Raw genomic sequence first — 21,743 nt, forward strand, 5'->3', positions numbered from 1 at the left:
AATCCGCAGGGTCCGACCCGGAGGCCGGGACACCTGACGCCTGCGCCGACCCCACGCTCGGGCCACCCGACGCCTGCGTCGCCGGCCACGGCCACGCCCCACCGCCACCGGACTCGGAGGGCGGAGCCGAGGGCTCGCCCGAAGCGGCGGCCTGGGGCCGTACGGCCGACGAATCCGCAGGGTCCGACCCCGAGGCCGGGACACCTGACGCCTGCGCCGACCCCACGCTCGGGCCACCCGACGCCTGTGTCGCCGGCCACGGCCACGCCCCACCGCCACCGGACTCGGAGGGCGAAGCCGAGGGCTCGCCCGAAGCGGGGGCCTGAGGTAGTACGGCCGACGAATCCGCAGGGTCCGACCCGGAGGCCGGGACACCTGACGCCTGCGCCGTACTGGGGCCACTCGACGCCTGCGCCGACCCCACGCTCGGGCCATCTGCCACCTGCGCAGCCCCCGTGCCCGGGCCATCTGCCGCCTGCGCCGACCCCGCGCCGGGGTCACCCGGCGCCTGCGTCGACCCCTCGTCCGGGCCGCTCACCGCCTGCTCCGACCCCGCCCCCGCTTCCCCCTCGACCGGCGTTCCCGCGCCCGGCGCCCCCACCCCCGGTGGCCACGTCGGCGCGAAGCCCGGGCGGGTCGGCGGGGGCGGTGTCGCCGGAGTCGGTGCGGGGCGTGTGCCGTCGTCGTCCTCCCAGCGCTGGGTCTCCTCGTTCCAGTACCGCGCTCCCCCGCTCATGCCGCCCCTCTCACATCCCCAGCAGTCCGGCCACGGCCCCGGCCGACGCGATCAGGCCGACCAGGGCCTGGGAGTCGTGGAGCAGCTGCCGCAGCCGGTCGAGGCGCGACTGGGCGGCCTGGCCGGTGCGGTTGATCTCGTCCTCGGTTTCGGCGAGCGCGGTGTCCAGCGCGGCCGTCTCCTCGCTCGCCCGCATCCGGGTGAGGTCGGCGCGCAGTTCGCGCACCGCCTTCAGCAGCTCCTCGGCGGCCGGGTCGCGCGGTACGGCCGTGCCGTGGTGGCTCTCGGCGCGCGCGTGGCTGCCGATGGCGAAGGTGCTGTGCGAGACGTCGCCGATGCTGACGTTCGGCTCATCCGTTGCCATCGGTGGATCCCTTCTGCGGCGCGGAGCCGCCCTTCGTGGAGGTGGCGGAGGCATGGCTGCCGACGGCGAAGGTGCTGCCCTCGATCCGGCCGATGTTCACGCCGCCGTTGCTGATGTTCACAATCTTCTGGACGAACTCGCCGGTCTGGTAGCCGGCGTCGGCCAGCGCGGCCCGCACCCCGTTCGCCACCCGGTCCTGGATGCCCTTGAGGTAGCGGGCGACATCCATCTCCTGGAAGAGGGACCCGACGGGCAGCGAGCCCAGCTCTCGCACGGACAGCGCCGGCCCCTCGGGCAGCGACCCCGCGTACCCCCCGGTGAGCAGCCGCCAGACGTGCGTCAGGCCCTTGCCCAGCGTGATCAGGGAGCGGGCCGCGGAGCCGGGCACGCGTGCGATCGCCCAGGCCGCCTTGCCGAGCGCGCTGTTGTGGCGGAAGCGGTGGGCCGTACGGTCGGCGTCCTTGAAGTCCTCACGCACCGGCGTCAGTACGTGCGGGGCCACCTCCAGCATGAGCATGCGGCCCTGGGTGTGGATGCGCACGAAGACCGTGACGACCACCTCCTCCTCCCAGCCGCCGACGCGGATGCGCAGGAAGTGCCGGCGCTTCTCGCCGCCCTCCTCCACCGCACGCGCCCGGTGCTCCTCGAAGGCCTGCGGGGTGTACGGCGCGTCCTCGCGCCGGCGCAGCCCCTCGGCGGGAAGGAACACGCACTCGTCGATCTCCAGCCAGCGCAGCCGGTCGCGCACGGTGTGGCCGGCGAACTCGGCGGGCAGCCGCAGCTGTTCGAGCAGCGGCCGGATCTTCTCCAGGACCGCGCGGTTGCCGAGCGGCTGCTGCTCCTTCTTCGTGCTGTCGGGCCTGAGTTCGACGGCGAGAACCCAGGTGTCGTAGGCCGCGCCCGCCCCGCAGAACGGCCGCGCCTCGTGATACATGATCAGCGGCGCGTGCTGCTCGAGCCGGATGCGGCCCTTCAGCCGCTGGAACCGCTGCCCCTCGGCCTGCTCTGCGGGATCGGCGGCGGCGTCCGGGAAGCGCTGCGGGGACAGTTCGGCGCCCATCACCCGGGCGAACTGGCCGCGCTGCCCGGCCAGGCACAGGGCGATCAGCGCGAACATGAAGAGCGTGGCCCAAGCCTGCCAGGGCTCGACCAGGTCGTCGAGGCCGCCGGAGCCGACGAACAGCACGTCGGAGAAGCCCGGCGAGTCGGAGAAGCTGTCGCCGTACAGGCCGGAGGAGCCGTACGAGTCGTAGGACGAGCCGTACGAGGAACTGTCGTCCGAGCCGCCGAACGCGGCGATCACCGTGACGACCAGCAGGAACGCGAACGCCAGGCGGCCCCACCAGCGGACCAGGAAGGCGGGCACCCTGCGGTACAGGGGCGGCTGCTCGCTGCGGCCCCGGATCAGCGCGGCGACCGCGAGATACAGGCTGGGGCCCAAAAAGAGGCCCAGCAGGCCACCGGTCAGCGCGGTGCCGACCACCCACAGCCCGAGGATCGCCGCGGCCCACGTCAGCTCCTGGCGCCGGGCCCTGAGGGCGTGCGCGAGCACGCGGGCGGCGTCGAAGCCGAGCGAGGGCGCCACGATCCGCTGCTCGTTGAGGTGCAGTTCCTCGATGACCTTGTCGCGGTAACCGGCGTCCATATAGGCACCCGCGCACAGCAGCCGGGTCGCCTCGCTGGCGTGCGGCGGTGTGGGCGCTTGCGGTGGCGCGGCCGGTGTCGGCGGTGTGCCGGCCGGTGTCGGCTGTGGTTGCTGCGGCACGTATGCGGTGCTCACGCGACTCCCCCGATGCGTGGAAAAACCCTTGGTCACAGTGCTGTCGGAAGCTGGCTGTTGGCAAACCATCAGCATAGAGCGACGGGAAGGACCAGCGGAACCGGAATGTCACGCGTGGTGTCCGCGCATGTCCGATGCGTACGAGGTCTTCACGCCCTCACACAAAGTTACGGCCCGCCACTGACAATCGGCCCGGACCGTAGACGCACCGGATTTCTTTGACTACAGTCAAAGGAATATGGAGCCAGTGTCGACAGACCAGGTGGCGGCCCTCCGCCGGTTCAACCGCTACTTCACGCGCCGCGTCGGCGTCCTCGACGACCACTACCTCGGCCAGGACCGCCCGCTCGGCGAGGCCCGGCTGCTGTTCGAGATCCACGAGAGCGCGTCCGGGGCGTCCCTGCGCGAGCTCAGGACCCGGCTCGGCCTCGACGCCGGGTATCTCAGCCGGATGGCGAAGGCCCTTGAGGCGCAGGGCCTGGTCCGGATGAGCGTGCACCCCGGTGACAACCGGCTGCGGCGGGTGGAGCTGACCCCCGCCGGACGCGCCGAGGTCAAGGAGCAGAACCGCCGGGCGGGCGCGTTCGCCGCCGGGCTGCTCGAAGGCCTCGCCCCGGGCCAGCGCACCGAACTGACCGGGGCACTGGCCACCGCACAGCGCCTGCTGCGCCTCGCCGGCATCACCGTAGAACTCGTCGACGGCGCCTCCCCGGACGCCCGGGCCTGCCTGGACGCCTACGCCGCCGACATCGACGCCCGCTTCCCGGAGGGCTTCGACAAGTCCGATCTCGTACGGCCGGAGGAGGTCTCCGGCGACGCCGGCGCCTTCTTCGTCGCGTACGAGGAGGGCCGCCCGATGGGCTGCGGGGCGCTACGGCGCCTGGAACCCGGCGTGGGCGAGATCCGGCACGTGTGGGTGCACCCGGACGCCCGCCGCCTGGGGCTCGCCCGACGGCTGCTCGGCGCGCTGGAGGGGGAGGCGCCGCGGCGCGGTTGGACAGTCGTACGCCTCGACACGCACGCGGTGCTCACCGAAGCGCAGGCGATGTACCGGGCGTGCGGGTACGCGGAGATCCCGGCGTACGTCGATCACGTCTACGCCCACCACTGGTTCGAGAAGCGGCTGACCGCCCGCACATGAAGAGCTCCCCTCGGCCGGGTGCGCCGAGGGGAGCTCTCACTGGGCTCAGGGACTCAGATGAGGCCGAGGCCGCGCACCGCCTCGCGCTCCTCCTCGAGCTCCTTCACGGAGGCGTCGATCCGGGCGCGGGAGAACTCGTTGATGTCCAGGCCCTGGACGATCTCGTACTTGCCGTCCTTCGTGGTGACCGGGAAGGAGGAGATCAGGCCCTCCGGAACGCCGTAGGAGCCGTCCGACGGGATGCCCATGGACGCCCAGTCGCCGGCCGCCGTGCCGTTGACCCACGTGTAGATGTGGTCGATGGCGGCATTGGCGGCGGAGGCCGCGGAGGAGGCGCCACGGGCCTCGATGATCGCGGCGCCGCGCTTGGCGACGGTCGGGATGAAGTCCTCGGCGAGCCACTTCTCGTCGTTCACGACCTCGGCCGCGTTCTTGCCGGCGACCGTGGCGTGGAAGATGTCGGGGTACTGGGTGGCGGAGTGGTTGCCCCAGATGGTCAGGCGCTTGATGTCGGCGACCGTCGAGCCCGTCTTCTTCGCGAGCTGGGTCAGCGCGCGGTTGTGGTCCAGACGGGTCATCGCGGTGAAGCGCTCGGCCGGTACGTCCGGGGCCGCGGCCTGGGCGATCAGCGCGTTGGTGTTGGCCGGGTTGCCGACGACGAGGACCTTGATGTCGTCCGCGGCGTGGTCGTTGATGGCCTTGCCCTGGGGCTTGAAGATGCCGCCGTTGGCCTCCAGCAGGTCGCCGCGCTCCATGCCCTTGGTGCGCGGGCGGGCGCCCACGAGGAGGGCGACGTTGGCGCCGTCGAAGGCGACGTTCGGGTCGTCCGTGATGTCGATGCCCTGCAGGAGCGGGAAGGCGCAGTCGTCCAGCTCCATGGCCGTGCCCTCGGCGGCCTTCAGCGCCGGGGTGATCTCCAGGAGGCGCAGCTTGACCGGCACATCCGCGCCGAGCAGCTGGCCGGAGGCGATGCGGAAGAGCAGGGCGTAACCGATCTGGCCGGCCGCGCCGGTGACGGTGACGTTCACGGGAGTGCGGGTCATGGCGTTCTCCGTATGACAGCTGGCGGTGGGGCGTCCCTGCCCCGGACGTTTGATCGATCTCTTGGCGTCAAGAGAGATCCAGCGGTCAGGCTATCGCGCATCCGGGATCCCGGACGTCCGGGGCCGTGTGGCCCACCCCACAAGTCGCGGTCGCTCGACTCGGCGGACATGAAGTGGCGGCCGCCCGTCCGGGAGAGGGGGGACGAAGGCGGCCGCCGTTTGGGGGTACCGGTTGCCGGACTCCCGTGGGGGTAACGGTCGCGTGCCCGCGATTGAGGCGGCCATGCGCCCTCCCCCGAATTCTTTCTCCGGTCGCCCGGTTACTTCGTGCACCCCTCCTGCCCCGAGGCCAGCGTCGCGCAGGCCTTCGCCTCACCGGCGTCCTTCACGGCCACCATCGGCGTGTAGGCGATCGCGTCCCCCGCCCCGGTGGTGCTCCCGTTCTGCGTGGCCTTGCCGGCCGTCACCCGGACCTCGTCACCCTCCGCGGCCTGGGTGATACGCCCCCACGCCGCGCCGCAGGTCTCGCTGTAGCGGACCTCGACGACGGTCGTGCCGACGGTCGCGGTCTTGGCGGTGGTCACCAGATCGCCGCTGCACCCCATGCTCTCCGCGTCCTTGCCGGTGCAGGAGTCACCGCTGCACTTCACTCCGGGCGGCAGATCGGCCTCGGTGCTGACGGTCGGTGAGGGCGACTTGGCGGCGCCCTCGTTCTTGTCGCCCCCGCCGTTCGTGAGGAAGAACGCGGCCCCGATCACGACGAGCACACCGACGACGCCCGCGAGGAACATCGTCAGCCGCCGCTTGCCGCCCGCCCCGTGGGAGCGCTCACCGCCGTGACGGGGACCCTGCGGGGGTTCGCCGTACGGGCTCGACGGCGCCGGGGTCCGGACCGGACCGTCGGCCGACGCCGCGGATCCGACCGTACCGGCGGACCCGGGCGACCCGGCGGATCCGGCAGACCGGGCAGATCCGGCCGCACGGCCGCTGCCCTGCGACGGCCCCTGATAGCCCGCCATCCCCCACGAGTTGGCGCCCGGGGAAGCACTCGACGAACCACCCTTCGGGCTGCCCGAGCTCACCCCGGGCGGCCGGACCTCCCGTACGTCGCCCGCCGCGTCCCGGGTCTCCGGGGCCGTCGGCTGGGCCGGCACGGTCGGAACGACGCCTGCCGGTCCGGCGATGCCGGGCGTGACTGTGGCGCTGCCGCTCTTGCGGGCCGTACTGCCGCCCTTGGCGCTCGCCGGCGGCGCGGGCGCGCCGAACTCGCCGAGCGCGGCGCGCGCCTGGGAGATCCGGATGGCCTCCATGGTCATGTCGTGGCGCATCTCCGAGCGGCTCCAGGCGCGTTCGGCGAGCTCCCACATCGTCGTCAGATGGATGGGATTGGTGCCGGTGACCTCGGCCAGGGCGACGATCGCGCCCTTGGGTGCGAGAAGCCGGCCGTTGAGGTAACGCTCCCAGGACGTCTTGCTGTAACCCGTGCGGTCGGCCACCGACGCGATGCTCAGGCCGCTTCTGTCCACGAGCCGCCGCAGCTGGCTCGCGAACTCTCTGACCTGCGGATCGAGTTCCTCCGGCAAGGCCCTCCAACGAGGCATTGCAACCCCCCTCTTCCCCCCGGTTGTGCTGGTATTTCCCCGCTTGTCCCCATGCGTGGTGCCCTCTGCGTGGTGCCCTCTGCCGAGTCCCCGTTGTGGCTACCCACAGGGATGCGCCCATTCAGGATCTCAGTTCCCGGGGTGGGGGCGCACCGGAGCGTGGCGATAGCGAGCATGCACCGTTGCACGCCCTTCACACCGAGGTCCACCCCTCGACCGGCAGATGGGCCACGCTAACCCCGATGTCGAACCACTTCGTGTCAAATCCGCGAACTTGTCAATACATCGACACAGGTATGACACACCGGAAATACCGCCCGTCACGGCAGTGTCCGGCTCACCCAAACGCAACGGCGCCGACGAGCCCGAGCAGGAGGGTGAGGAGGAGCAACAGTACGGCGGACCACAGCAGCCGCCCGCCCGGTCCGCGACCGCTCTGTTCGGGTGGCGTGTCCCACCAGGGCAGCGTGGGATCGTCCTCGTACTCCTGTTCCCCGGGGGACTCCTGGCCGTCGGCGGGCTTCGCGGGCGCCGTCGCCGGGCGGGGCCAGGACTGGACCGCCAGTTCCCAGCGCACGCCGAAGCGTTCGGCGTCCGTGTCGGCGAGGCCGGCGATCCGGCACAGGGCGACGACGGCCTGCCGGGGCGGGGGCTGGGTGGCGTTGAGATAGCGGTGCCAGGAGGACTTGCTGTACGCGGTGCGGGCGCCGAGGGCGACCAGGCTGAGCCCGGTGCGGTCCTTCAGGAGCCGCAACTGTTCCACGAAGTGCCGCACCTCCGGCGGCAGATCGTCCGGCAACGGCTGCCAGCCGCCCATCCCCACCTCCACGGCCTCGCCCGCCCCGCCCGTTCCTGAGCCTGATCCTGAGCAAGTGACGACGTCACAGGGCTGATCGGTTCCCGGTTCGGGCGCGGCTGTGGCAGGGCGCGGACACCGTAGCGGAACGGTCACTTCCGTGCCACAGCAGACTGACAGCCGTTGAACAGGAAGTTCCCGTACAGGAGTGTGGATCCCGGCGGCGGCCCGTCCTTACTCGGGGGAGAGGACGGGCCGCCGTAATGCTTCCGTACGCCCTAACTGCTGACCGTGAAGTGCAGCGTGTCCTTCAGGAACGGGATCACCAGCCACGGCTCCGGCTGCACCATCATCGCCAGCAGCGCGATCGCCAGGCCGAGTACGCCGTACGTGACGATGTCGGTGAAGCGGGAGCGCACGGCGAGCATGCCGACGTCCGGCAGGACCCAGCGCAGGGCACCGCCGGTCAGCAGCGCGACGCCGATCAGCAGCGTGCCGTACCGGAACAGGTCGAGGGCGGTCAGCAGCAGGCCGAGGCCGGCCATGGACAGCACGGCGAGGACCGGCCACTGCCGGGCGGGCGCCGGGGCTTCGCCGGGTGCCGCCCGGCCGCCGCCCTCGGGGCGCGCGGTGTCCCGGGTGAACAGCGGGAAGCGGCGCGTGACACGCCGTGGCGTGCCCTCGGCGTCGGGCGCGCTGACCGGGTCCCGTACCTCCAGCTCCTCGGAGTCGCTCTCAGCCGACACTGCGCTCCGCCGCCTCGACCACGTTGACGAGCAGCTGGGCCCGGGTCATGGGGCCGACGCCGCCGGGGTTCGGGGAGATCCAGCCGGCCACCTCGGCGACGTCCGGGTGGACGTCCCCGACGATCTTGCCCTCGGCGCTGCGCGAGACGCCGACGTCGAGGACGGCCGCGCCCGGCTTGACGTCCTCGGCGCGGATCAGGTGGGCCGAGCCGGCGGCCGCGACGATGATGTCCGCGCGCTTCAGGTGCGCCGACAGGTCACGGGTGCCGGTGTGGCACTGGGTCACCGTGGCGTTCTCGCTGCGGCGCGTGAGCAGCAGCGGCATCGGGCGGCCGATGGTCACGCCGCGGCCGACGACCACGACCTCGGCGCCCTTGATCTCGACGCCGTAGCGGCGCAGGAGGGTCAGGACGCCGTTCGGGGTGCAGGGCAGCGGGGCGGGCTCGTTCAGCACGAGCCGTCCGAGGTTCATCGGGTGCAGGCCGTCGGCGTCCTTGTCCGGATCCATCAGCTCCAGGATGCGGTTCTCGTCGATGCCCTTGGGGAGCGGCAGCTGGACGATGTAGCCGGTGCAGGCCGGGTCCTCGTTCAGCTCGCGTACGGCCGCCTCGATCTCCTCCTGCGTCGCCGTGGCCGGCAGTTCACGCTGGATGGAGGCGATGCCGACCTGGGCGCAGTCGCGGTGCTTGCCGGCGACGTACTTCTGGCTGCCGGGGTCGTCCCCGACCAGGATCGTGCCGAGGCCGGGCGTGACGCCCTTCTCCTTCAGCGCCGCCACGCGGGCGGTCAGATCGGACTTGATCGCGGCTGCGGTGGCCTTGCCATCGAGAATCTGGGCGGTCATGGACCCATCCTCGCGGATGACCGGGCCCGGGTTCCAATCCGGGCCCCACGGGGCGGCATCGCGCCCGTCCGCTCGTACGCCGTCACGATCCGTCCATGATCAGGCATGTTGCACTTGCACAACACATCCGGACTGCGGCTGGACAACAACTCGCCTCTCGGAGAACGATGGTGGCGCAGTATCGCGGTTGATGTTCGGGGGGCAAACCGCTCATATCGTGACGTTCCTCCGCACAATCCGCATCGTCCCCCCCTTTGCGTAACGGAGGAATCTCGCCATGAGTTTCGGCACGCCCAACAACCCCTACGGTCAGCCGCAGGACCCGCAGCAGCAGCCCGGATACGGCTACCCCCAGCAGGGCCAGCAGCCGCCCGGATACGGCTACCCGCAGGCCCCGCAGGGCGTCCCGCCGCAGCAGGGCTACGGCTACCCGCAGGCGCCCCAGGCCCCGGCGGGTTACGGCTATCCGCAGCAGCCGGGTTACGGCGGCCAGCCTCCGTACGCGAACTGGGGCCAGCGTTTCCTCGGCACCCTGGTGGACGGCCTCGTCATCATGATCCCGTACATCCTCGTCGCCATCGACATCAGCGCTCAGACCGGGTTCCTGTCGCTGATCGGCGGCCTCGGCGTCATCGGCGTCGCGATCTGGATGCTGATCCAGGAGGGCCGTACCGGCCAGACCATCGGCAAGAAGGCGGTCGGCATTCGCCTGGTGCGGGAGAGCGACGGACAGCCGCTCGGCGTCGGCATGGCCTTCGTCCGCCGGCTGGCGCACTTCCTGGACAGCCTGCCGTGCTACCTCGGCTGGCTGTGGCCGGCTTGGGACGCCAAGCGTCAGACGTTCGCCGACAAGGTCTGCTCGTCCATCGTGATCCGCTCACAGTGACCACGGATTCACCACATAGTATGACGGATGGTGACGATGTGTTCTCGCCATCCTTTCCCCGGTGCCGTGTCACGCCGTGACACGGCACCGGTGCGTCGCCCACTCTGACTCGTAGACCTGCGGGGACGGGGAGACGCACCGTGTACAGCATCATCGTGGTACCTCCGCCTACCACGGAGGACGAGCCCAACCGCCCACAGCTGCGGCTCGCGCCCGGCGAGCGGCTCACCTTCGGCCGTTCCGCACACGACAACGACCTGATCGTTCCGCACGACGGGGTGTCCCGCAGAGCCGGCGCGATCACCGCACAGGGCGCCTTCTGGACCCTGAGCAACCTCTGCGCCACCAGACGTACGTCGTGGAGAACCCGGAGGGCGCGGGCGAGCACATCAAGGTGGGGCCGGGGCGGCTGGAGGCGCCGGTGCCGTTCGAGTTCTCGCGCGTGGTCCTGCCCGCCGCCGGCGACCTGCTGGCGCTCGACGTGTGGGCGCCGCGCCACGACTACCTGCGCGCCGAGGGCGGCCTCGCCGGCGACACCACCGCGCCCGCCTTCTCCGTCGACCGCAGCAAGCGCTACTTCGCGGTCCTGGCCGCCCTGTGCGAGCCGCGGTTGCGCGGCGAGCCGCACGCCCCGCTGCCCACCGTCGACCAGGTCGTCGAGCGGCTGCGTCCCGGCTGGCCTGCCGCCTCACGCACCAACGTCCAGTGGAACATCGACTACCTGGCGGTGAAGCTGCGTCTCAAGCCCGGTCCGGAGACGGCGGACACCGGACCGCGGCTCAACGGCAAGAAGGAGTCGCTGGTGTCCCTGGCGCTCCGCTTCGACCTGGTCCGGGAGGACGACCTCGTCGTCCTGACGGCCCCGGCCACCCGGGAGTCACGGTGAGCGAGCCCTACGCCGTGCCGGTCCCCAAGGGATACCGGGTGGGCGCCTGGGAGGTGCGCGAGCCGATCGCGACGGGGGCGTTCGGCAGCGTGTACGTGGGGCGGCGCACGGACGGCACGGAGGAGTCGCCCACGGACGGCACGGAGGGGTTTCCGCGCACGGCGGCCCTGAAGTTCCTGCCCACCGGCACGGGCACCCCCCGCCAGCTGGCCCACCTGCGCGAACTCGTCGAGCGGGAAGTGGAGCTGCACCGCAGGCTCAGGCGTCCGCGGCTGATCCGGATGTACGACACCCTCACCGTCGACGACCCCGGGCACCCCGGCCTCGACGGCGCCACGGTCCTCGTACTGGAGAAGGCGGAAGGCTCCCTGTCCGCCCTGCTCGCCGCCTCGCCCCGCCCGGCCGCCGGCCCTACCCTCCTCGCGCAGATCTGCGAGGGGCTGGCCCAGCTGCACCGCGCGGGCTGGGTGCACGGCGATCTGAAACCGGCCAACGTGCTGCTGATGAAGGACGGTTCGGCCCGGCTCGCCGACTTCAACATGGCGGCGGAGCTGGAAGGCACGCACGCCTACACCCCCGCCTTCTCCACCCCCGACTACACCCCGCCCGAACTGCTGTGGTCGGAGATCGGCGAGCGCGGCCGCCGTATCCGCCCCTCGGCCGACGTCTGGGCCTTCGGTGTCCTGGCACATCTGCTGCTGACCGACTCCTTCCCGCTGCCCGGCGGCACCCCGACGGCCCGCCGGGACGCGGCCGCCGCCTACGCCCGCGGCACCGACGAGCTGCGCCTGTCGCCCGAACTCCCGGACACCTGGCGGGAGATCGTGCGGGACTGCCTGGCCCGTACGCACGCCGACCGCGTCTCCACCGACGTCCTGCTCCGGCGGGTCGAGGCGGCCGCGGGCACGGCCCGCTCCCCCCGACTGCCGCGCGCCCTGCTCCCGCGCCGCCGCTCCCGCCGTACGACGGCCCTGGCCGCGGCGACCGCCACCGTCGCCGTGGCCGTCCTCGGCTACGGCATCAGCACCTGGGCCGATTCCGGCGGCAGCGACGCCAAGGGGGCCGCGACCGGGACGGCGAAGGTCACGCCCGCCGCCTACGGCGCCTCCGAACTCCGTACGGACAAGGGCGTCCCGGTGGCCTACCGCCGCCTGATCGTCGACGCGGCCCACGACTGCGTCCAGCCGGAGGTCACGCCCGCGCTGATCGCCGCGCTGCTGAAGGCGGAGAGCAATTTCGACCCCGGCCTCTCCGACCCCACGGCGGGCAAGGAGGGCGAGTACGGCATCGCCCGCTGGAGCCCGAGCATCCTGCGCTGGTACATCCGCGCGGACGGCGTCCCCGCGAAGGAGACCCCCAAGCCTCCCCTCACCCCCGCCGAGTCCATCCCGGCCGTGGGCCGCTACCTCTGCTTCATCGAACCGCGCCTCGACCAGAGCGGGTTGTCCGGCGACCGCCGGGTGCTGCTGGCGGCCGCCTACCGGACGTCGTCCCAGAGTGTGAACGACGCGGGCGGGGTTCCCCCGAAGTACCGCGACTACGCCGCCCGCGTCGCTCACTACCTCAAGGAGTACACGCCGGCCGGGAAGAAGTGACCCTGAGAGGTCTGAGGTACCGCTGCGGTCATGCCTACGGCATCCTCACGACTCCGGTGACAGGACTCGCCTTTATCGCAAAACATCGCACCATTCGTACACGACACGCCATCTTTGCGTGCTCTTGAGGCATCCGCGCCCTCCCTTCCTAGCCTGGCTCGAGTTCATGTCGGGGGAGGAAGCAGTCATGCACAGCATCATTGTCGTGCCCATGTACAGCACGCACCCGGACGATCACATTCACCTCGAGCCCAGCGAGTCCCTGGTCTTCGGCCGCACCCCACGACCGTACGGCCCGCACCTGGTCATCCCGCACGAGGGCGTCTCCAGGGAGGCCGGAGAGATCACGGCCGTGGGCGCCTACTGGAGGCTCAGCAATCTGAGCAGCGCACAGACGTACGTGGTAGAGAACCCGGAAGGCGCGGGCGAGCACATCAAGGTCCCGCCGGGCCGGCTCGACGCCCCGGTGCCCTTCGAGTTCTCGCGCGTGGTCCTGCCCGCCGGGAGCGAGCTGCTGAGCTTCGACGTCTGGGCTCCGCGCCACGACTATCTGGACGGCACCGGCCCGAGGGACGGGGCCCCCACCGCGTCCGCCTTCCCGCTCGACCGCGGCAAGCGGTACTTCCAGGTCCTGGTCGCCCTGTGCTCCGCACGCCTGCGCGAGCCGCACGCCCCCCTGCCCACGGCCGAAGAGCTCGTCGAGCGACTCCGCCCGCTGTGGCCGTCGGTCTCCCGTGCGTCGGTGGCGTGGAACATCGACTACCTGGCGGTCAAGCTGCGCCTCAAACCGGCTCCGGACACGGCACCGTGCGGCGGCCCCCGCCTCAACGGCAAGAAGGAGCGCCTGGTCTCCCTGGCCCTGCGCTTCGACCTGGTACAGGAGGCCGACCTGGCGCTGCTGAGCGGGAAAGCGGAGGCGATCCGATGAGCATCGAGTCGTCGCCGCACACCGTGCAGGTCCCGCGCGGTTACCGCGTCGGTGCCTGGGAGGTACGCGAACCCATCGCGTCCGGGGCCTTCGCCAGCGTGTACGCCGCCCGGTGCGCCGAGCCCGCCGAGGGCCTGCCGGCCGAGGCCGCGCTGAAGTTCCTGCCCACGGGAACCCGAACTCCACGCCAGCTGCACCACCTGCGGGAACTCGCCGAGCGGGAGACCCAGTTGCTGCGCAGGCTGCAGCGTCCCCGCCTCATCCGCATGTACGAGACCCTGACCGTGGACGACCCCGCCCGCCCCGGCATCGACGGCGCCACCGTCCTCGTACTGGAACGCGCCGAGGGCTCCCTCGACCAGCTGCTCGACCAGCTGCCGACCCGGTTGCGGGGCCGAGGGGACGCCGCGGCCGACCGTGCCGTCGCCGTCCCCGGCGGGCCGTCCCTGGTCGCCCAGATCTGCGAGGGGGTGGCCCACCTCCACCATGCCGGCTGGGTCCACGGCGACCTCAAACCCGCCAACGTGCTGCTGATGGCGGACGGTTCGGTCCGGCTCGCGGACTTCAACCTGGCCGCCGAGCTGGACGGCAGCCACGCCTACTCCCCCGCGTTCACGACCTCCGACTACACCCCGCCCGAACTCCTGTGGGCCGAGGTCGGCGACCACGGCCATCAGACCCGTCCCACCGCCGACATCTGGGCCTTCGGCATCATCGCCCACCTGGTGCTGACCGGCAGCCTGCCGTTCCCCGGGACGAACCCGGTCGCCCGCCGGGAAACGGTCCAGCGCTACGCCAAGGGCCGCGACGAGCTCCGTCTCTCGCCCGAACTCCCGGACGCCTGGCGGCAGATCGTCACCGACTGCCTCGCCCCCACCCACGCCGACCGGGCCCCGCACACCGCGCAGGCCCTGCTCCGCCGGGTCGAGGCCGCGGCCGGGGCAGCCCGTTCCCCGCGGCTGCCCCGGCTGAAGCCGAGGCGCGGCCCGCATCCGGCCGTGCTCGGCTCGCTCGCGACGGTCGCGGCGGTGTCGCTGGCCGCCGCCGGCCTCCTCGCCCTGCGCGAACCGGCGCCGCAGGGGTACGCGCGCTGCGACCAGGGCGACGTCTGCTTCTTCACGAAGCCGGACGGACAGGGCGAGATGTGCGCCTGGTACGAGTACGACGACGACTGGATCGGCGGCATCATCACCTGCGACTGGGCGAAGACCACCAGGCCGAGGTCGGCCTTCAACAACGGCTACACCGGGGACCCGCACAACGACGTCGAGCTCTTCCGCGAGGCCAACAGGAAGAAGCCGTTCGGATGCATCCAGGAACTCCAGAAGGTCAATTTCCCTGATCCCGGTGGCCTGGTGATCCGCTCCCACGAATGGGTGCACGACTGCTGAACCTACAACTTTCGAGCTACCGCGACCGCGACCACCACCGGATGCTTGACGTGTCCGCAACGAAGAAGGACAACGGGGAGACATTGATGAAGACCACAGACCTGGCCCGACGCCGCAAGACGGCCGTGGGACTCGCGGCCGGCGCGCTCGCGCTCTCGTTCGGCCTGGAGTCTGCCGGTACGGCCACGGCGGCACCGACCTCGGCCCAGGCGGCCGACGTCGCGGCGGCGGCCAAGCCCAAGTTCCAGATGCCGTTCGCCTGCAACACGCACTGGCGGCTCGACACCTACGACAGCGGCCACAACCCGGCCCTGGACATCGTGGTGAAGGGCAACACGGGATCGTCCGGCAAGGCGGTGTACCCCGGCTACAAGGGCAAGGTTGCCCGCACCTTCTGGGACCGGGGCGCCGGCAACGTCATCGTCATCGACCACGGCAGCGGCTGGTACACGGCGTACTACCACCTCAAGGACAAGCACGACAAGTACGTCCAGAAGGGCGACAGGGTCACCGCAAAGACCAGGATCGGCCGCATCGGTGCCACCGGCAGCAACGGCGGCGGCTGGGCGCACCTGCACTACGAGCAGCGCTACAAGACGAACGGCATCCCGACGGAGGCCAACCGCAAGCCCGTGGACTTCAACGGCAAGAGGTACACGGGGACGGGCACCACCTGGAAGGACGTCGTCAGCAAGAACTGCTAGGACGCCCGGAGGGAATCGAGGAAGAGGGCCCAGCCCTGGTGGGGGAACACCAGGCCTGGGCCCTTGGCGTTCTTGGAGTCGCGGACGCGGACGGGACGAGGTCGGGGAGGTCAGGGGCGACCTCGACGCAGTCCCCGCCGGACCGAACTCCCGGCACGACCCTGAAACATTGCAGGTACTGCTCCGCTGCCACGACCGCCACAGTGACGCATGCGCCGCCACGGGGGATGGGCGCCCAGAACCACACAAGGAGCGACATGCGCACAGCACGTTGGATGACCACAGCGATCGCGACGGCCACCCTGGGGCTAGTCGTCACGACAGGAGCCGCACAGGCCCAGCCGTCCGGCGGTCACGGGGCTCTGGCCTCGTACCAGGGCAAGACCATCGACCTGTCCAAGGGCTGGCAGGGCGCCCACACCTGCGCGGTCTTCGCGCAGGACGACATCCGCTGCTACAGCACCGCGGCGGCCGGTGAGAAGGCGTCCGGCTACAAGCGGGCCACCGACACGGTGGCACTCAACACCGCCGAGGTGGGCGCCGCCGCCGTACCGGCGTGCGCACGCGGGTGGGTGTGCCTGTACGAGCACAACGACGGCGGCGGGAAGCGTCTCATCTTCCAGGACGGCGACTGGCAGAACCTCGATGATTACAGCTTCGACAACAAGACATCGTCATGGCGGAACAACCAGTACGCCGCGGACGACGGGGACCTGGCCGAGGACGAGGACGGCGGCGGCTGGACGCTGGAACTCGACGTGAGGGGCTACGCGAGCAGCATGGGCGGCAAGAACGACGAGGCCAGCTCGGTCCGCGGCTGACGACACAAGCACACAAGTGACCCATGGCCCGCCGGTTGTCCGGCGGGCCATTCGTGTGGCTGCGACGGCCGACCGGTGCGCCCACCGCTCCGACCGCCGCCGCCCCGGGACGGTAGCCTTTCGTCAACTGGCGGGACGCAAGCGCGCGTTGTGAGAGAGCAGCACATCGGGGGACCCATGTCAGACCAACGGCCGACGCCGCCGTACTCTCCGGAGTCCGGGGCCACCGCGTTGAAGCAGGCCGGCGCGAGTCCGTTGCGGTCCACGGACCCGGCACTGATCGGCCCCTACGTACCCCTCGGGATACTCGGCAGCGGCGGCATGGGCCGCGTCTACCTCGCACGCCCCGCCGACGACGCCCCGGGACTCGCCGCCGTGAAGGTGATCCGGCCCGAATACGCCGAGGACCCGGATTTCCGGCGGCGGTTCCAGCGGGAGGCCGCCGTGCACGCGCGCGTCGTCACTCCGCACGCGCCGCGCCTGCTCGGCACCGGGTTCGAGGACGAGCTGCTGTGGATGGCCACCCAGTACCTGCCCGGCCTCAACCTCGCCGACGCCGTCCGCGAGTGCGGCCCGCTGGAGCCGGCCGGGGTGTGGCGGCTGGTGGCGGAGCTGGGGAAGGCGCTGTCGGCGCTGGCCGCCGCCGGGGTCGTACACCGGGATCTGAAGCCGTCCAACGTCATCCTGTCGCCGCAGGGCGCGCACGTCATCGACTTCGGCATCTCGCAGGCCGCCGACAGCAGCGCGATCACCACGACCGGCAACCGGGTCGGCACACCGGCCTACATGTCCCCGGAGTACCTGCGCGAGGGCCGCTGCGACACCGTCTCCGACATCTTCTCCCTCGCGGGCACGATCATCTACGCCGCCACCGGACACGCCCCCTTCGGAGACGGCACGGGCGTGGATGTCATGCACCGGATCGCCTTCGAGGAGCCCAATCACGAGGTCATGGCCGAACTGACGGCCGCCGACCCCGCGTTGGCCGCGCTGCTGTCCTCCTGCCTGGCCAAGGACCCCGCCGGGCGGCCCACTCCGGAGCAGCTGACCGGCGCGGCCACGGCGGCCGGTCATGGCCGCACCTCTTCCTGGCACGAACCGCTGGCCGCCCGCCTGCTTGCCCGGCAGCAGGGCTGTGAGCTGCTGGAACACGCCTCCGCCGAAGACACCGGCCACTTCCGTCCGCCGACGTGGCAGGTGGCGGCCCCCGCGCCCGGCCCGGCGTCCGGTTCGGCTTCCGGTTCGGCTTCCGGTTCGGCTTCCGGTTCGGCGACGCCGCCAGGGGCGTACGGGACGCCGACGCCGCCGGAGCACGGCGGTCCAAAGACGCCCGCGCAGTACGACCCCTCCACCACACATCCGTCCGCCGAGCACGGCGACCGCCGTAAGCGAAAGGCGCCCTACCTCGCCCTCGCAGCCGGCATCGCCGTGGTCGCCGTGGCCGCGGGCGCCTTCTTCCTCACCCGGCCGGACCTCGACGAAACCGCCTCCGCCCCGCCGACGGCCGCTGCCGACGCCACCCTCGACGACGGACCGGCCTCGGTCCGGCCCAGCTCCTCCGCCTCGCCCTCCGCCACCAAGGAGAAGAAGAACGACAAGGAGGAGGCGAAGGAGAGGGAGAAGGAGAAGGAGTCGGAAGACGCCGACGTTGACGCGTCCGGATCCGCGGGCGGTGCGGGCGGAGCGCAAGCCACCCCCGACGGCGACACCACCGCCGCCCCCGGCAGCGGCGGTGGCAGCGGGAGCGACAGCGGCGGCGGCGCTCCCACTCCCACGCCGACCAGGACCGCGACGAAACCCGCCACCCCGCCCTGGAACTCCCAGTGCACCTACTACTCCGGCTCCGAACTCACCACCTACGGCGACAAGGGCCAACGCGTCGTCCAGGTGCAGTGCATGCTCACCAAGCGCGGCTACAGCGTCGGCGGCTCGGGCGTGGACGGACAGTTCGGCGAGGACACCGCGTCCGCGGTCAGACTGTTCCAGAGCGACAAGGGACTGGACGTCGACGGCGACGTGGGCCCCAACACCTGGGCGGCGCTGCGCAGTTCGACGTAAGCAGGACGAGGGCCCGCCGGTCACCGACCGGCGGGCCCTGACTCGTTCGTGTCCCCCACCATCAGTGGAAGAAGTGCCGCGTCCCCGTGAAGTACATCGTGATGCCCGCCTTCTCCGCGGCCTCGACGACGAGTTCGTCACGGACGGAGCCGCCGGGCTGGACGATGGCCTTGACGCCGGCCTCGCTCAGGACGTCGATGTTGTCCGGGAACGGGAAGAAGGCGTCCGAGGCAACGTACGAACCCCGGGCCCGCTCCGCGCCGGCCCGCTCGACCGCGAGCTTGCAGGAGTCCACCCGGTTGACCTGACCCATGCCGACGCCCACCGAGGCGCCGTCCTTGGCGAGGAGGATGGCGTTGGACTTGACGGCCCGGCAGGCCTTCCAGGCGAACGCGAGTTCCGACAGTTCCTCGGCGGTGAGCGCCTCACCCGTCGCGAGGGTCCAGTTGGCCGGGTCGTCGCCCTCGGCCTGGAGGCGGTCGGTGACCTGGAGGAGCACGCCGCCGTCGACGGGCTTGACCTCGACCGGGTTGGACGGGCCGTCGGGGGCGCGCAGCACGCGGATGTTCTTCTTCTTGGCGAGGGCCTCCAGGGCCCCCTCCTCGTAGTCGGGCGCGACGATGACCTCGGTGAAGATCTCGGCGACCTGCTCGGCCATCTCCTTCGACACCGGGCGGTTGACCGCGATCACGCCGCCGAAGGCCGACAGCGGGTCGCAGGCGTGCGCCTTGCGGTGCGCCTCGGCGACGTCCGCACCGATCGCGATGCCGCAGGGGTTGGCGTGCTTGATGATCGCGACGCACGGCTCGGCGTGGTCGTACGCGGCACGGCGGGCGGCGTCCGTGTCCGTGTAGTTGTTGTACGACATCTCCTTGCCGTGCAGCTGCTCGGCTTCCGCCAGTCCGCCGCCGGTGCCGTCGACGTAGAGGGCGGCCGGCTGGTGCGGGTTCTCGCCGTAGCGGAGGGTGCTGCTTCGCTCCCAGGTGGCGCCCAGGAAGTCGGGGAACTGGGAGTCGTCCACAGGGGCGTACGAAGACGCGAACCAGCTCGCCACCGCCACGTCGTACGACGCCGTGTGCTGGAAGGCCTCCGCGGCGAGCCGCTTGCGGGTGGCGAGGTCGAAGCCGCCGTCGCGGACGGCCGCGAGGACGTCGGCGTACCGGACCGGGCTGGTGACCACGGCCACCGAGGGGTGGTTCTTGGCGGCGGCCCGGACCATGGACGGCCCGCCGATGTCGATCTGCTCCACGCACTCGTCGGGCGAGGCACCGGAGGCGACGGTCTCGCGGAAGGGGTACAGGTTCACCACGACGAGGTCGAACGGCTCGACGCCCAGCTCGGCCAGCTGCCGCTGGTGGTCCTCCAGGCGCAGGTCGGCCAGGATGCCCGCGTGGACCTTCGGGTGCAGGGTCTTGACGCGGCCGTCCAGGCACTCGGGGAAGCCGGTGAGCTCCTCGACCTTGGTGACGGGGACGCCGGCGGCGGCGATGCGGGAGGCGGTGGACCCGGTGGAGACGAGCTCGACGCCGGCCTCGTGCAGTCCGCGCGCGAGCTCCTCGAGCCCGGTCTTGTCGTAGACGCTGACGAGCGCGCGACGGATGGCTCGCTTGTTGCTCTCGGCGGTGGCGGTCACTGGATAACTACCTTTCGTCCCTCAATGCGATAGCCGTTGCGGGCGAGCCGCCCCACGACATCGACGAGCAGCCTTCGCTCGACTTCCTTGATGCGCTCGTGCAGAGCGCTCTCGTCGTCCTCGTCCCGGACCTCCACCACGCCCTGAGCGATGATCGGCCCGGTGTCGACGCCGTCGTCGACGAAGTGGACGGTGCAGCCGGTGACCTTGGCGCCGTACGCGAGCGCGTCGCGGACGCCGTGGGCTCCCGGAAAACTGGGGAGCAGGGCGGGGTGGGTGTTGACGAACCGCCCACCGAACCGCTCCAGGAATTCCTTCCCCACGATCTTCATGAACCCGGCGGACACGACGAGGTCGGGCTCGTGGGCGGCGACGGCCTCGGCGAGGGCCGCGTCCCACTCCTCCCGGCTCCCGTAGTCCTTCACCTTGCGGACGAAGGTGGGGATCCCGGCGCGCTCGGCGCGGGCGAGCCCCTCGATGCCCTCTCGGTCCGCGCCGACGGCCACGATCTCGGCGCCGTAGGCCTCGGGCCCGGCGGTCGCGATGGCGTCGAGCAGGGCCTGCAGATTCGTACCGGATCCGGAGACCAGCACAACGAGGCGCTTGGCCACGGGCTTGGCGGCCACGGTGGGGACCCTTTCTCGGGGGAGCGTTTCAGCACGGCCGGCGATATGTATATTCATACGAATGCTTCGCGCCCCGGGATACGGGGAAGTCTACGAAGCGGCCGACCGTCAGCAACGATACCGGCACACCGGGCGGCCCCCACGGGACGGGGGCGTGGCCGGAAGGTAGCGTCTGCGAGGAGCGGGCTCGGGAACGCGGTCGGTGTGTGGTGCGTTCACGCAGTAACAGCTCACGCCAGACGTTCGTATTCGCCAGCCGTATCCAGTCGATATCCACAAGGGGAAGACGCTCTCTTGATGCCGGACCGCAGTCTGCGACTCCTCACGCTCCCCCCACAGTCGGTGCAGGGAGGGGAGCACAGCGGCGTGCTGCTGCGGGAGCGCCCCACCTCACCTCCGGACGCGCCCGGCGGCGAGCGGGGCGGGGCGAAGGAGGACGACAACCCGTTCGCGCCGCCACCGGAAGGCACGCCGGACCGCCCGTGGCAGCCGCGCCGTCCGACGGGCGGCGACGAGGGATCCGACGGCTCGCAGGACGGGCAGGGTGACGGCGGCCGTTCTCCGTGGGGCAGCCAGTGGAGCGACCGCCAGCCCGGCCGCTCCTCCAGGGGCTTCGGCGAGCGCCCGGGCGGAGGCGGCGGGCCGGGCGGCGGCCCCGAGGGCGGCCAGGGCGGCGGCACTGGCGCGGGCATGCGCTGGGACCCGACGGACCCGGCTCAGCGCCACGCACGGTTCGCCCTGCTGTGCGGCATGTGGGCCTTCTTCTTCGCGCTCTTCAGCTGGCCGTACGTGGCACTGCTGCTCGGTGCGCTGGCCCTGTACTGGGGCATCAGCGCCCTGCGCGCCAAGCCCCGCACCCCCGACCCGGACACCCCGGCCCCCGTCCAGAACGCCCGCCCTCAGACCACGGCAGCGGTGAGCGGCCTGGTCACGGCGTCCCTGGCCATCGCCCTGGTCGCCGCGGGCTTCACCGCGAAGCTGGTCTACAGCGACTACTACACCTGCACGAACGACGCCCTCACGAACCAGGCGAAACAGGCCTGCTCGGAGCTTCTGCCGGAGGAGCTGCGGGGGGTGCTGGGGGCGAACAGCTGACGGGGCCCTGCCATTTACGTCAGCTGCATGCAGCCCGTCCGGCGTTTGAGGACGAGGCCCGTTCAGGGC

The 21,743-nt window shown here is 71.5% G+C and carries 19 protein-coding genes and 1 pseudogene; 10 read left to right on the forward strand and 10 right to left on the reverse strand.

Annotation, left to right across the window (positions count from 1 at the left end; translation table 11 throughout):
• Nucleotides 1-746: 746 nt before the first annotated feature.
• Together ABT063_RS17300 and ABT063_RS17305 are read right to left on the reverse strand one after the other, a co-directional pair.
• Nucleotides 747-1,100: a hypothetical protein gene (locus ABT063_RS17300; protein ID WP_351058181.1), complete on the reverse strand. Its 354-nt coding sequence runs from the start codon at nucleotides 1,098-1,100 to the stop codon at nucleotides 747-749.
• Nucleotides 1,087-2,880, reverse strand: coding sequence for an AbeC-like domain-containing protein (locus ABT063_RS17305; protein ID WP_351058182.1), 1,794 nt, complete (start codon nucleotides 2,878-2,880; stop codon nucleotides 1,087-1,089). The genes ABT063_RS17300 and ABT063_RS17305 overlap by 14 nt, the downstream gene beginning before the upstream one ends.
• A 238-nt stretch (nucleotides 2,881-3,118) precedes the next feature.
• Between ABT063_RS17305 and ABT063_RS17310 the strand changes: the two genes are divergently transcribed.
• Nucleotides 3,119-4,021: a GNAT family N-acetyltransferase gene (locus ABT063_RS17310; protein WP_351058183.1), complete on the forward strand. Its 903-nt coding sequence runs from the start codon at nucleotides 3,119-3,121 to the stop codon at nucleotides 4,019-4,021.
• A 53-nt stretch (nucleotides 4,022-4,074) separates the two neighbouring features.
• Here ABT063_RS17310 and ABT063_RS17315 read toward each other — a convergent pair whose 3' ends face one another.
• The 5 genes from ABT063_RS17315 to ABT063_RS17335 all read right to left on the reverse strand — a co-directional run bounded on the left by ABT063_RS17315 (nucleotide 4,075) and on the right by ABT063_RS17335 (nucleotide 9,051).
• Nucleotides 4,075-5,064, reverse strand: coding sequence for a malate dehydrogenase (locus ABT063_RS17315; RefSeq protein WP_351058184.1), 990 nt, complete (start codon nucleotides 5,062-5,064; stop codon nucleotides 4,075-4,077).
• 320 nt (nucleotides 5,065-5,384) lie between these two features.
• Nucleotides 5,385-6,665, reverse strand: a complete 1,281-nt coding sequence (locus ABT063_RS17320; protein ID WP_351058185.1) for a helix-turn-helix domain-containing protein — start codon at nucleotides 6,663-6,665, stop codon at nucleotides 5,385-5,387.
• Nucleotides 6,666-7,002: 337 nt separating this feature from the next.
• Complete coding sequence (locus ABT063_RS17325) at nucleotides 7,003-7,482, reverse strand: helix-turn-helix domain-containing protein (RefSeq protein WP_351058186.1); 480 nt, start codon at nucleotides 7,480-7,482, stop codon at nucleotides 7,003-7,005.
• A gap of 257 nt (nucleotides 7,483-7,739) precedes the next feature.
• Nucleotides 7,740-8,207, reverse strand: coding sequence for a DUF3017 domain-containing protein (locus tag ABT063_RS17330; protein ID WP_351058187.1), 468 nt, complete (start codon nucleotides 8,205-8,207; stop codon nucleotides 7,740-7,742).
• Nucleotides 8,197-9,051 carry a bifunctional methylenetetrahydrofolate dehydrogenase/methenyltetrahydrofolate cyclohydrolase gene (locus tag ABT063_RS17335; protein ID WP_086602564.1) on the reverse strand — a complete coding sequence of 285 codons (855 nt, stop codon included), beginning with the start codon at nucleotides 9,049-9,051 and terminating at the stop codon, nucleotides 8,197-8,199. The genes ABT063_RS17330 and ABT063_RS17335 overlap by 11 nt, the downstream gene beginning before the upstream one ends.
• 277 nt (nucleotides 9,052-9,328) lie before the next feature.
• Here ABT063_RS17335 and ABT063_RS17340 point away from each other — a divergent pair, with 277 nt between their 5' ends.
• From ABT063_RS17340 to ABT063_RS17365, 6 genes and pseudogenes are all read left to right on the forward strand, one after another.
• Nucleotides 9,329-9,937: an RDD family protein gene (locus tag ABT063_RS17340; RefSeq protein ID WP_351058188.1), complete on the forward strand. Its 609-nt coding sequence runs from the start codon at nucleotides 9,329-9,331 to the stop codon at nucleotides 9,935-9,937.
• 140 nt (nucleotides 9,938-10,077) lie between these two features.
• Nucleotides 10,078-10,823: pseudogene (locus ABT063_RS17345) on the forward strand (FHA domain-containing protein).
• On the forward strand, nucleotides 10,820-12,418 hold the full coding sequence (locus ABT063_RS17350) for a serine/threonine protein kinase (protein WP_351058189.1): 1,599 nt from the start codon (nucleotides 10,820-10,822) through the stop codon (nucleotides 12,416-12,418). The pseudogene ABT063_RS17345 and the gene ABT063_RS17350 overlap by 4 nt, the downstream one beginning before the upstream one ends.
• Nucleotides 12,419-12,605: 187 nt before the next feature.
• Nucleotides 12,606-13,346 carry an FHA domain-containing protein gene (locus ABT063_RS17355; protein WP_351058190.1) on the forward strand — a complete coding sequence of 247 codons (741 nt, stop codon included), beginning with the start codon at nucleotides 12,606-12,608 and terminating at the stop codon, nucleotides 13,344-13,346.
• The gene (locus ABT063_RS17360) at nucleotides 13,343-14,737 is read left to right on the forward strand and encodes a protein kinase domain-containing protein (RefSeq protein WP_351058191.1); all 1,395 of its coding nucleotides are present in this window, start codon (nucleotides 13,343-13,345) and stop codon (nucleotides 14,735-14,737) included. The genes ABT063_RS17355 and ABT063_RS17360 overlap by 4 nt, the downstream gene beginning before the upstream one ends.
• 86 nt (nucleotides 14,738-14,823) lie before the next feature.
• The gene (locus tag ABT063_RS17365; RefSeq protein WP_351058192.1) at nucleotides 14,824-15,441 is read left to right on the forward strand and encodes a M23 family metallopeptidase; all 618 of its coding nucleotides are present in this window, start codon (nucleotides 14,824-14,826) and stop codon (nucleotides 15,439-15,441) included.
• On the opposite strand, the gene ABT063_RS17370 is transcribed toward ABT063_RS17365, so the two are convergent.
• Entirely contained in the window at nucleotides 15,438-15,494 is a 57-nt protein-coding gene (locus ABT063_RS17370) for a hypothetical protein (RefSeq protein WP_351058245.1), read from the reverse strand. The two genes, ABT063_RS17365 and ABT063_RS17370, sit on opposite strands and share 4 nt — an antisense overlap.
• Before the next feature lie 204 nt (nucleotides 15,495-15,698).
• Here ABT063_RS17370 and ABT063_RS17375 point away from each other — a divergent pair, with 204 nt between their 5' ends.
• Both ABT063_RS17375 and ABT063_RS17380 read left to right on the forward strand, forming a co-directional pair.
• On the forward strand, nucleotides 15,699-16,262 hold the full coding sequence (locus tag ABT063_RS17375; RefSeq protein ID WP_351058193.1) for a peptidase inhibitor family I36 protein: 564 nt from the start codon (nucleotides 15,699-15,701) through the stop codon (nucleotides 16,260-16,262).
• A gap of 177 nt (nucleotides 16,263-16,439) precedes the next feature.
• Nucleotides 16,440-18,320: a protein kinase domain-containing protein gene (locus ABT063_RS17380; protein WP_351058194.1), complete on the forward strand. Its 1,881-nt coding sequence runs from the start codon at nucleotides 16,440-16,442 to the stop codon at nucleotides 18,318-18,320.
• Between the two features lie 61 nt (nucleotides 18,321-18,381).
• On the opposite strand, the gene purH is transcribed toward ABT063_RS17380, so the two are convergent.
• The gene (gene purH / locus ABT063_RS17385; protein WP_351058195.1) at nucleotides 18,382-19,953 is read right to left on the reverse strand and encodes a bifunctional phosphoribosylaminoimidazolecarboxamide formyltransferase/IMP cyclohydrolase; all 1,572 of its coding nucleotides are present in this window, start codon (nucleotides 19,951-19,953) and stop codon (nucleotides 18,382-18,384) included.
• Nucleotides 19,950-20,579, reverse strand: coding sequence for a phosphoribosylglycinamide formyltransferase (gene purN, locus ABT063_RS17390; RefSeq protein WP_351058196.1), 630 nt, complete (start codon nucleotides 20,577-20,579; stop codon nucleotides 19,950-19,952). The genes purH and purN overlap by 4 nt, the downstream gene beginning before the upstream one ends.
• Nucleotides 20,580-20,876: 297 nt before the next feature.
• Between purN and ABT063_RS17395 the strand changes: the two genes are divergently transcribed.
• Nucleotides 20,877-21,674 (forward strand): hypothetical protein, encoded by a 798-nt coding sequence (locus tag ABT063_RS17395; RefSeq protein ID WP_351058197.1) that lies wholly within the window; start codon nucleotides 20,877-20,879, stop codon nucleotides 21,672-21,674.
• The last annotated feature ends 69 nt before the right edge of the window (nucleotides 21,675-21,743 follow it).

The sequence above is a fragment of the Streptomyces sp. NPDC002838 genome (assembly GCF_040295365.1).
GTDB lineage: Bacteria > Actinomycetota > Actinomycetes > Streptomycetales > Streptomycetaceae > Streptomyces.